Genomic DNA, 10,511 nt, shown 5'->3' on the forward strand with positions numbered 1-10,511 from the left:
CTTTGTCTTGGAAAGGTAGATTTTATGTTTCAATTAGATTTTATGCAAAATGCATTTATTGCAGGACTAATTATTTCAATACTTTGTCCTTTTATAGGACTTTTTTTGGTCCTTAGAAGATATTCTACTATAGGTGATACCCTATCCCACTCTTCCTTTGCAGGTGTAGCAATAGGTCTTGTTATAGGAATCAACCCTATATTATCAGCCTTTTTATTTACTACAATTTGTGCCATTATCATTGAATTTCTTAGGGGCTACTATAAAAAATATGCAGAACTTGTTATGTCCATAGTATTAACTTTAAGTCTAGGAATAGCAATTCTTTTAATAAGCAGCGGTAAAGCATCTACTAAAGTTAACTCTTATTTATTCGGAAGCATTTTAACAGTTTCCAGTGAGGATATAAAATTAATTCTTATTGTTGGTCTTATAAGCTTATTTGTTTTAATATTCTTATATAATAAACTACTTTATATAACTTTTGACGAAGAAGGTGCTAAGACTACAAATATAAATGTAAGATTGATAAATTATGTATTCACTATTTTAGTAGGTGCAACAATTTCTATGTCTATAAGAGTTATGGGATTATTAGTTATTTCCTCAATTATGATAGTTCCTGTTGCCACCGCAATGCAATTAAAAAAAGGTTTTAAATCAACTTTAATATATTCTATTCTTTTCGGGATGATAGATATACTTTTAGGATTAAGCTTATCTTATTATATAGATAGTGCTCCTGGTGGTACTATTGCTATTACATCAATTATAACCTTATGCATGGTTATAATAATAAATAAATTTTTGAATAAATAAAAAATTCAAGATTACACTCTTGAATTTTTTTTATTTTTGCATTCATTACAAACACCCTTAAGTTCAAGTTTATGCTCTGTTAAACTAAAGCCTGCCTGAGCTTTAATAATTTCCTCTATTTCTTCCATAGGACATTGAATTTCCACACTTTTATTACATAAATCACATTTTAATAGATGTTTATGTCCTTCCTTTTTTAAAATATAAAGGGCTGGACCATCTATATTTATTTTTTTTATTATTTCCTTTTCTTCAAATAATTCTAAAGTTCTATAAATAGTGCTAAGATTTAAGTTTTCATATTGTTTTTTACATAAATCATATATATTTTCTGCAGAAAGACCTTTATTTGAAGATTTTAATATATTTAAAATTGCAATTCTTCCGCTTGTTATTCTTATATTATTATCTTTTAAATACCTTTCCCAGCTCATATTTTTCTCCTAACGTAATTTAATAATTTTATTATATCACTAAAATTAAATATATTAAACACCGAAAACTATCATCTTTATTCCTAGACCAATAAGAATAATTCCCCCTAATATATCCGAATATTTATTAACAAAATCTATTTTTCTTATATACTTACAGCTAATGAAACCAACTAAACAAATTAATAATGCTACTAAGCCTACTATTAAAGCATACAAAAAAATAATAATTATTTTTACTGAATAAAGACTTGTAAAACCAACTACCAATGCATCTATACTCACAGAAATACCTAAAATTATATACATTGCTTTTTTAATTAGCAGTTCATCATCAGTATCATCCTTTTTAAAAGTAGCTATTATCATTATTATCCCTAACAAAAATACAGTGATTCCACCTAATATATCCGGAATTGTTACTATATATTTATTAAATATCCTGCCTTGAATTCCCCCTAATAATATAAATAAGAATTGAAAAAAAGAAAATGATAATATGAAAGCTATTTTACTCTTTCTCTTTAACCTTGGATTTATGCCAAGACTAATTGTTAAACCAAAAGCATCCATTCCTAATGCTATAGCAACTAAAAAGATATCTTTTAAACTCATCTTTCCCTCCTGCTTTTCATGTATCCCTTTCTTTACTATTTTATTAATTAGTACAATATTTATGATGATTTTTTTTGCAAAAAAAACTTTTATTTCGACATAAATTGTTGTATATTATTATATAGCGTATATAAATTGTAAAAAGTATATCACATTTACTATTTTTAATAAAAGGAGAGTATAATAATGGCTAATTGCATAGTTGCACAATCTGGAGGACCAACTTCTGTTATAAATTCAAGTGTTGTCGGTTTATTAAAAGGAAATAAGGACTTAGGTGCTTATGAGAAGGTTTATGCTGGTTTAAACGGAATTGAAGGAATTCTAAATAAAAATATAATTGACTTATCGAATTTTTCAGATGATGAAATAGAAGAATTTAGATATACACCAGCCTCTGGCCTTGGTTCATGTAGATATAAAATGAAAAATATCGAGGAATCAACTGAAGAATACGATAAACTTATAGATATATTAAAAGCAAACGATATTAAAGCCTTCTTCTATATTGGAGGAAATGATTCAATGGATACTATCGCTAAGCTTGGCAAGTATGCAAAGTTAAAGAATATAGATATTAACTTTATAGGCATTCCAAAAACTATTGACAATGATTTAATGTATACTGATCATACTCCTGGTTTTGCTAGTGCTGCTAAATTTATAGCAACAACAACATTAGAAACATATCTAGATGCATCAGTATATATAAATAATGGAATATTCATATTAGAAACTATGGGAAGAGACACAGGCTGGTTAGCAGCATCTGCATGTATGGCTAGAATAAATGACAAGCCTGTTGCAGATTTTATATATTTACCTGAAGTAGCCTTTAATGTAGAAACTTTTCTTATAGATGTAAGAAAAAAATTCCGAGAACAAAACAAGGTATTTATAGTTGTTTCAGAAGGCATAAAAAACAAGGAAGGAAAATTCTTATCTGAAGTTCCTCAATTTGGTGATGATAAATTTGGACATGCTCAGCTTGGCGGTGTTGGCAATTACCTAAAAAACTTGATTATTAATTCTGGAATAACTACTAGAGTTAAAGCTCTGGAACTTGGAGTACTTCAAAGATGTGCAATGCATTGTTCATCAAAGACAGATTTAGATGAAGCCTTTAATGCTGGTTATTCAGCTATTAAATATTCAATGGAAAATAAAAGCGGCTATATGGTTGCAATAAAAAGAGACAGTAATTCTCCATATAAAACTTCTCACTTTTTAATTGAGGCAGATAAAGTTGCGAATAAAGTAAAATATTTTCCTGTAGAATTAGTGAATGAAAAAGGAAACCATATAAAAGAAGAAGCCCTAGAGTATTTCTTACCTTTAATTGAAGGATCTCCTTCCCTTAAGTTTATGAATAATTTACCAAAATTTAAGACAATAAGATAAAAAAAGCTGCTATAAAGCAACTTTTTTTATTTAAACTAATCTAATTATTAAAATATGATAAAAATTAGATAATAATTATTGTTGTTTGCTTGGCCTAGAGCCTTATAGTATAATAAAATTTAGATTAAAATTTTCACATATGTTTTTATAAATAAACTAGGAGGAAAAAATGATAGTTTTAAGCTGTAAATCCATATCTAAAAGTTATGGAATAAAAGAAATACTAAAAGATGTTACTTTCTCAATCAATGAAGGAGACAAAGTCGGAATTATTGGAGGAAATGGGGAAGGTAAATCTACTTTATTTAAAATTATTTCAAAGGAATTATCTTATGATTCAGGAGAAATCTTTATTGACAAGAATAAAACTATCGGTTATTTAAGTCAAAATATAGATTTAGATTTAGAAAATACTATTTATGAAGAAATGAATTTAGTCTTTAAAGAATTTATTGATATTGAAAATAAATTAAAAGAATTAGAAATAGAAATGAATCAACCTTATGATGAAGTTAACGCATCCTATTATGATAAATTAATAAAAAAATATACAACATTACAAGATCTATATACAAATAAAGGCGGATATAGCTATAAGGGAGAAATATCAAGGGTTTTAAAAGGTCTTGGTTTTTTAGAAGAAGATTTTAATAAAATAATAGGAACTCTTAGCGGGGGACAAAAAACAAGAGCTTCCCTTTGTAAGTTGTTACTTAAAAATCCTGATATAATTCTATTAGATGAGCCTACTAACCATTTAGATTTGGATGCGATTGAATGGCTTGAAGAATACTTAACTAATTATAAAGGTACTGTTTTGGTTATTTCCCATGATAGATTCTTTTTAGATAAAGTAACAAATAAAACCTTTGAAGTAATAAACGGTCATGTTAATTGTTACAATGTACCTTATACAAAATTTATTGAACAAAGACGTAAAAATTATGAAGCTCAACTTAAAGCATATAACCTACAGCAAGCTGAAATAAAAAGGCAGGAAGCCATTATCGAAAGATTTAGAAGCTTTAATAGAGAAAAAAGCATAAGAGCTGCAGAAAGTAGGGAAAAAGCCTTAGAAAAAATGGAAAGAATAGAGGCTCCTGATAAGGAAAAGGATCCTTCTAAAATAAAATTTGAAACTGCAATAAAAAGCGGCTATGACGTACTTCATATAGAAAACTTGTCTAAAAGCTATGGAGACAAAACCCTTTTCTCTAATTTAAATATGGATATTAAAAGAGGAGAAAAAGTCGCCTTAATTGGTGAAAATGGTCGTGGAAAGACTACATTATTTAAAATAATTCTAGATAAAATTAAAGCCGATAGTGGTAAGGTTATTCTTGGAACAAATGTTAATCCAGGTTATTATGATCAAGAACAATCTGACCTAAATTTAGATAAAACAATAATAGATGAGGTATGGGATGAGTTTCCTAACCTTACGGTTTCAAAAATAAGAAGTATGCTTGCTTCCTTCTTATTTACTGGAGAAGATGTCTTTAAAGTAATTAAAAATTTAAGCGGTGGAGAAAAATGTAGAATTAATTTATTAAAATTAATGTTATCTAAAGCAAATCTCCTATTACTAGATGAACCTACAAACCATCTAGATATAATATCAAGGGAAGCTCTTGAAGATGCTTTATTAAACTATGATGGTACAGTCTTAGTAATATCCCACGATAGATACTTCTTAAATAAAGTAATTAATAAAATTCTTGAATTAACTGAGAATGGAGTAAAAGAATATCTAGGAAATTACTCCTACTACCAAGAAAAAAAGATAAACCCTCATAGATTTGAAATAATTGAAGAAATCGCTAATGGAAAAACAAAAACTCAAATTAAAGAAGAACGTAAAAAGAAAAGAGAAAAAGAAAAGGAAGAAAAAGCATTAAAAATAAAACTAAAAAAATTAGAAGAAGATATTGCTAATAATGAAGATATGTTATTAGCTTTACAAGAAAAACTATGTCTAGAAGAGGTATATTCAAACCCAATAGAAAGCGAAAAGGTAAATAAGGAAATAAAAAAACTTGAAGAAACAATAGAAGCTCTTTATCAAGAATGGGAAAGCTTAATCAATTAACAATTTCAGAATATTTTTAGATATGCTAAAACTCTAAAATAAAAGGGCTATCGTATTAATACGACAGCCCCATTTTTCATAATTCAACAAATTTTAATTATTCTCCTAATCAGCCATTGTAAATTGTCAATTGGCATTCTAAAGACCAGTTGATCCAAATCCCTTCTCTCCTCTTGCATCTTCAGAAAGTTCTTTAACTTCTTCTACCTGAACTTTCCAAACTGGTTTTACAACCATTTGAGCAATTTTCATTCCTTTTTCAACCTTAAAAACTTCTTTTCCATGATTAATAAGGATTATTCCTATTTCTCCTCTATAACCTTCATCTATAGTTCCTGGAGTATTTAAAACTGTAATTCCATTTTTTAGAGCTAATCCACTTCTTGGCCTAATTTGAGCTTCAGTTTGAAAAGGAAGTTCTATTTTTATTCCCGTTCTTATTAAAGCACTTTCAGAAGGATTAATAATTTTTTCTTCTATAGAATATAAATCTAGTCCAGCATCATTATAATGAGCATAATTAGGCAGTATTGCATCTTCATGTATTCTTTTAACTTTTAGTTTAAATTCATTCATCCTTATTCCTCCTCTGCTGCATATCTTCTATTTTAACATATTTATTTAATTTCAAAAATCATATAATAGAAAATTATACATTTAATAAAAAAATTCACAGATTATATTAATTGATTATTGTTAAATTAATATAATCTGTGAAATATAACTTATTGTTTTTTTACTTTTTTCAAACGATTAATAACTATTATTCTTGTAGATTTATTTTCCTGATCTACAGTAAACTCATTCCAAGTATGATAAATTGGTTTTTCAAAGTATTTTCTATCTACTATTGATATAACCCTATAACAGCCATTGTCTAAATTATCGAATATTACTTTTCCATCTTCATCAGTAAATTTGGATTGTTTTAACTTAGGAGATATTCCTTGTAATAAGTATAAATTAACTTTTGCTCCCTTTAAATTTGCACCATTATAATTCCCCAATTTTACAATAACTTCAATAGTTCCTTTAGATTTGTCTACTTCTTCATCAATAATATAATCATCATTTAATATATCTTCATCTTCTATAAAACTTTCTCTTTCAGATAAATTATCATCAATTTTAATTTTCATACATACCTCCAATCACAATATAGTTACATAATATGAAGAATATTGTGATTTGGTGATTAATTTTATAAATTTTATAGCAATAACTTTTCTGCTTCAATAAATTCTAGAGGTTTACTAAAATAATATCCTTGTATTAAATCACAATTTATACTCTTTAAATAATCATACTGTTCTTTTGTTTCTACTCCTTCCGCTACTACAATTAAATTTAAATAATGGGAAAGTTCTATAATAGTATCAATAATATATTCACTTTTCTCTTCAATGACAATTCCATCTATAAAACTTTTATCTATTTTCAAAGAATCAATTGGCAATATTCTTAAATAGCTTAAGGAAGAATAACCAGTACCAAAATCATCTAAAGCTAAAGATACTCCCAACTTTTTTAACTGTTTTAATTTTTCTATATTTTTCTCAGGATACTTCATAATAACACTTTCAGTTATTTCAAATTCTATATAACTGGCATCTAAATCATATTTTTCTAGAGTTTCCTCTATAAATGGAAGTATTTTTTCACTTCTTATTTGGACATCAGATAAATTAATAGCCATTTTAAACTTCTTATTAGTTTTTATAGACAGCTCCTTACATTTCTTAATACATTCCTCTATTATATAATTACCTATTGGTATTATTAATCCTGAAGATTCTGCAATTGGAATAAATTCCTTAGGGGAAACCATTCCCAATGCCTTACAATTCCATCTTACAAGAGCTTCAAAGCCTAATACCTCTTCAGTTTCTGTATCTATTTTAGGCTGATATAATACCTTTATTTCATTATTATCTAAGGCAACTCTTAATCTTTTTTCGATTTCAAACTCTCTATTTAATATTTCCAGCATATTCATATCAAAAATTTCATATCTATTTTTACCATTAATTTTCGCAAGGTACATAGCCATGTCTGCCCTTTTTAATAAAGTTCCAATATCTTTTCCATCTGCAGGATAAATACTGACTCCAATACTTAAAGTACAAAATACCTCAATATCATTAATGGCAATAGGCTTACTTAATTCCTTTATTAAATTATCTAATATAATTTTTAGATCTTCTATTTCTATTACATTGTATTTTACTAACAAAAATTCATCTCCACCATACCTAGAAAAAAGAGAGTTTTCTATTTTCATTCCGTTTATAATATTAGTGAATTCAACTAATAGTAAATCTCCAACATCGTGTCCATAAGTATCATTAATAAATTTAAAGTTATCTAAATCAATAAAAATAACAGCAAAACTTCCTTTAGGATTTTTTTCTATATATTCGCCAACTTCCTTAATAAAATATCTTCTATTTGTAATTCCTGTTACTTCATCAAAATAACTTAAAAAACTATTTTCTAACTCTTTTTCTTTTCTAGCTGTAATATCGGAAAGAGCCCCAAATATAAAAACATCCCCATTCTTCTCTAAGGTCTTTTTCCCTTTACTTTCTAACCATCTTATTTCATTGTCCTTAGTTAAAATTCTGAACTCCATCGAATAAAACTCATCTGTTTTAGAACTTATTAGCCTCATCATCTGACTATCATATTCTGCAAGATCATCCTTATATATATAACTTCTCCATTTTGTATAAGATATTATTATATCTTTTTCACCTTCAAAATCAATATATTCTCTTATCCTTTTATTCAGGGATATAACATTTTGCCTTACATTCCACCAAAAAGCAATATCTTTTGATCCTTCTACAGCTAATCTATTTTTATTTTCAATAGCTTTATTAATATTTTCTTGCTGCTTTTTTGCCGTAATATCCTTTATCATTCCTGAAATTATAAAAACTCCATCTCTAAAATTGCTCCGTATCTGCATTTCAACTGTTAATCTTTGGCCTAAATTATTAATAATATTAGTTTCCAAGGAAAAACTATCTATAATCTTATCCTTTATCATCTCATCAAAAAACAACTTCAACTCGTTTCTGTCTTCCTGAGTAATATAAGAAAATAAATCTTCTAATTTAATCTCTTCTTTATCAATTGATAATAAATTTTTTATTTTGGAAGATATATAAAATTCTTCTGTTTCACAATTCCATTCCCATAATACAGCTTCTAAAAAATCAATAGCCAGATTATATTTATTTTTATTGACTTCTGATAATTTATATAAATTTCTATATTTTTTAATTAAATATATTAATGAAATTATTAATATCAGATTAATTAAGACAATAAATCCAAAAATGAAATCATCATTAAAAAAGCATATAGCTATAACTACAAATGCTAATCTTTTGTCTATTCTCCCCAACTTTATCACCTATGCCTTCTTCAAATTTTACTTTTTATAAAGATTTTATCATATTTTTCCTAAAATTAACATATTTTTGATTTTTGTATTTTCATTCTTCCATTTATTAAATACTTTATTATTAATAATAATTGGTATACTAATTATATAATAAATTAAAATAGTGTAAAAATTGATTTTATTACACTATCTAGGAGGGAAATATATGAATAAAACTCTATTTATTAAAGTAATAAATTCCTCTTTAATATTTCTGCTAATTCTACTGCTTTTTCCTATAAAAGCTTTTGCAGCTTCCCATGATAATAATTCTAACGAAAAAATTATATATTTAACCTTTGATGATGGACCAGGGGGAAAAGTTACAAGGGAAATTTTAGATATCCTAAAAAAAGAAGATGTCAAAGCAACCTTTTTTATAATTTCTTCCCAAGTTAAGGGCCAGGAAGATATTATTCTTAGAATGAAAAATGAAGGTCATAGTATAGGACTTCATAGTCATACTCATGATAGAAAAAATCTCTACTCAAGTAATGAAGCTTTTTTGGAAGAAATGTTAAAATGCCAGGAAATCCTTTATGAAGTTACTGGAGAAAAATATTACATAATAAGATTTCCTTTTGGATGCAATAATAAATCTTATAAATTAGAACAGTCTTTAGTTGACTTACTTCATAAAAATAATTTTAAGATATATGATTGGACAGGAGATTGTGGGGATGGAGCTAACTGCAAATTACCTATAGATAAGATAATAAAAAACTCTACAAAACATGCTAACTCTGACGGAAATATTGTAATGCTTATGCATTGTTCTGCAATAAACCAAAATACTGTTTCTGCCCTTCCTTCTATAATTAAATATTATAAAGAAAATGGTTATAGCTTTAAAGTAATTGATGAAAATACCGAAGAAATATACAAATTTATGAAAAAATAAATAAAGGACTAAAAGTCCTTTATTTATTTTTTTCTTAAATTTTCAAATTATTTATTTCTAATGATCTAATAATTATTTTATAAAGAATAGTACCTATTATTAAATTTAATATTGCAGCAGGCAATACAACTGCAACAACCAATTGAATAAAATCTCCAGGTAAGCCAACTAATATCAAGGCAGATGTTAAAAAAATAAATCCGCTAATAGCTGTTCCTAACCCTAGGGAAAATATAAGTTTTATATTATCCTTAAATGTGTTCCTAGTTACTAGGAATAAATAATAAATTATATTCCCCGTAATAATTTTATCAATTATATTAGGTACTTGTCCTCCTGGAAATTTTGTAGTTAAAGCTGTGAAGATACCAACTATAATACTCGCTATTAAAGTAGTTTTATAATCCTTATTTAAATATATTATTATAATCAACATCATTATTGCAAAATCTGGCTGCATAGGGAAACCAAGTACAGGCGTAATTTGATGTAATAATGCTCCTAGAGCTAAAAGTATAGCATTAATTGTCATTTTTCTAATATTACTGTTTGTATTCATATTTATACCCCCAATTGTTAAATATTTTTTATTGTTTCTTATATTGCTTATTACTTCTACTCTTCATACCATAAATATCCCCCCTTTTGATTAACAAAAACTTTAGCGTAAATTAATTTATATAATCGAGTAGGAGCTGAATAATTATTTTATTCAGCGTCCTCTCACACCACCGTGCGTACCGTTCGGTACACGGCGGTTCAATAGAAATTAATGTACAAATGAATAAATTTCAGATATTG

10 protein-coding genes are annotated in these 10,511 nt (G+C 26.8%); 4 read left to right on the forward strand and 6 right to left on the reverse strand.

What is annotated here, in order from left to right; genetic code table 11:
• Positions 1-24: 24 nt before the first annotated feature.
• Positions 25-819: a metal ABC transporter permease gene (locus KQI16_RS04415; protein WP_216432496.1), complete on the forward strand. Its 795-nt coding sequence runs from the start codon at positions 25-27 to the stop codon at positions 817-819.
• An 11-nt stretch (positions 820-830) separates the two neighbouring features.
• Here the strand turns inward: KQI16_RS04415 and KQI16_RS04420 are convergent, their stop codons facing one another.
• On the reverse strand, positions 831-1,253 hold the full coding sequence (locus KQI16_RS04420; protein WP_216432497.1) for a Fur family transcriptional regulator: 423 nt from the start codon (positions 1,251-1,253) through the stop codon (positions 831-833).
• 54 nt (positions 1,254-1,307) lie between these two features.
• Entirely contained in the window at positions 1,308-1,868 is a 561-nt protein-coding gene (locus KQI16_RS04425; RefSeq protein WP_216432498.1) for a manganese efflux pump MntP, read from the reverse strand.
• Positions 1,869-2,054: 186 nt separating this feature from the next.
• On the opposite strand from KQI16_RS04425, the gene KQI16_RS04430 reads away from it, so the two are divergent.
• Positions 2,055-3,269, forward strand: a complete 1,215-nt coding sequence (locus tag KQI16_RS04430; protein ID WP_216432499.1) for a 6-phosphofructokinase — start codon at positions 2,055-2,057, stop codon at positions 3,267-3,269.
• 169 nt (positions 3,270-3,438) lie between these two features.
• Positions 3,439-5,358, forward strand: a complete 1,920-nt coding sequence (abc-f, locus tag KQI16_RS04435) for a ribosomal protection-like ABC-F family protein (RefSeq protein WP_216432500.1) — start codon at positions 3,439-3,441, stop codon at positions 5,356-5,358.
• A gap of 138 nt (positions 5,359-5,496) precedes the next feature.
• Here abc-f and dut read toward each other — a convergent pair whose 3' ends face one another.
• The 3 genes from dut to KQI16_RS04450 form a co-directional block, all read right to left on the reverse strand.
• Positions 5,497-5,934 carry a dUTP diphosphatase gene (dut, locus tag KQI16_RS04440; protein ID WP_216432501.1) on the reverse strand — a complete coding sequence of 146 codons (438 nt, stop codon included), beginning with the start codon at positions 5,932-5,934 and terminating at the stop codon, positions 5,497-5,499.
• 149 nt (positions 5,935-6,083) lie between these two features.
• A complete protein-coding gene (locus KQI16_RS04445; protein WP_216432502.1) occupies positions 6,084-6,497 on the reverse strand; it encodes a SpaA isopeptide-forming pilin-related protein in 414 nt (137 codons plus the stop codon).
• Positions 6,498-6,568: 71 nt separating this feature from the next.
• On the reverse strand, positions 6,569-8,779 hold the full coding sequence (locus tag KQI16_RS04450) for a sensor domain-containing protein (protein WP_330654133.1): 2,211 nt from the start codon (positions 8,777-8,779) through the stop codon (positions 6,569-6,571).
• Between the two features lie 196 nt (positions 8,780-8,975).
• On the opposite strand from KQI16_RS04450, the gene KQI16_RS04455 reads away from it, so the two are divergent.
• Positions 8,976-9,710: a polysaccharide deacetylase family protein gene (locus KQI16_RS04455; protein WP_216432503.1), complete on the forward strand. Its 735-nt coding sequence runs from the start codon at positions 8,976-8,978 to the stop codon at positions 9,708-9,710.
• 34 nt (positions 9,711-9,744) lie between these two features.
• Here the strand turns inward: KQI16_RS04455 and KQI16_RS04460 are convergent, their stop codons facing one another.
• Positions 9,745-10,269, reverse strand: a complete 525-nt coding sequence (locus KQI16_RS04460) for a tryptophan transporter (protein ID WP_216432504.1) — start codon at positions 10,267-10,269, stop codon at positions 9,745-9,747.
• Positions 10,270-10,511 lie beyond the last annotated feature (242 nt).

Origin of the sequence: Caproiciproducens sp. MSJ-32 (genome assembly GCF_018918055.1) — a bacterium.
Taxonomy (GTDB): Bacteria; Bacillota; Clostridia; order Clostridiales; family Clostridiaceae; genus Clostridium.

Coding starts and splice junctions, on each gene's coding strand:
- KQI16_RS04415 (WP_216432496.1), top strand. CDS start 25: ATGTTTCAATTAGATTTTATGCAAAATGCATTTATTGCAGGACTAATT.
- KQI16_RS04420 (WP_216432497.1), bottom strand. CDS start 1,253: ATGAGCTGGGAAAGGTATTTAAAAGATAATAATATAAGAATAACAAGC.
- KQI16_RS04425 (WP_216432498.1), bottom strand. CDS start 1,868: ATGAGTTTAAAAGATATCTTTTTAGTTGCTATAGCATTAGGAATGGAT.
- KQI16_RS04430 (WP_216432499.1), top strand. CDS start 2,055: ATGGCTAATTGCATAGTTGCACAATCTGGAGGACCAACTTCTGTTATA.
- abc-f (WP_216432500.1), top strand. CDS start 3,439: ATGATAGTTTTAAGCTGTAAATCCATATCTAAAAGTTATGGAATAAAA.
- dut (WP_216432501.1), bottom strand. CDS start 5,934: ATGAATGAATTTAAACTAAAAGTTAAAAGAATACATGAAGATGCAATA.
- KQI16_RS04445 (WP_216432502.1), bottom strand. CDS start 6,497: ATGAAAATTAAAATTGATGATAATTTATCTGAAAGAGAAAGTTTTATA.
- KQI16_RS04455 (WP_216432503.1), top strand. CDS start 8,976: ATGAATAAAACTCTATTTATTAAAGTAATAAATTCCTCTTTAATATTT.
- KQI16_RS04460 (WP_216432504.1), bottom strand. CDS start 10,269: ATGAATACAAACAGTAATATTAGAAAAATGACAATTAATGCTATACTT.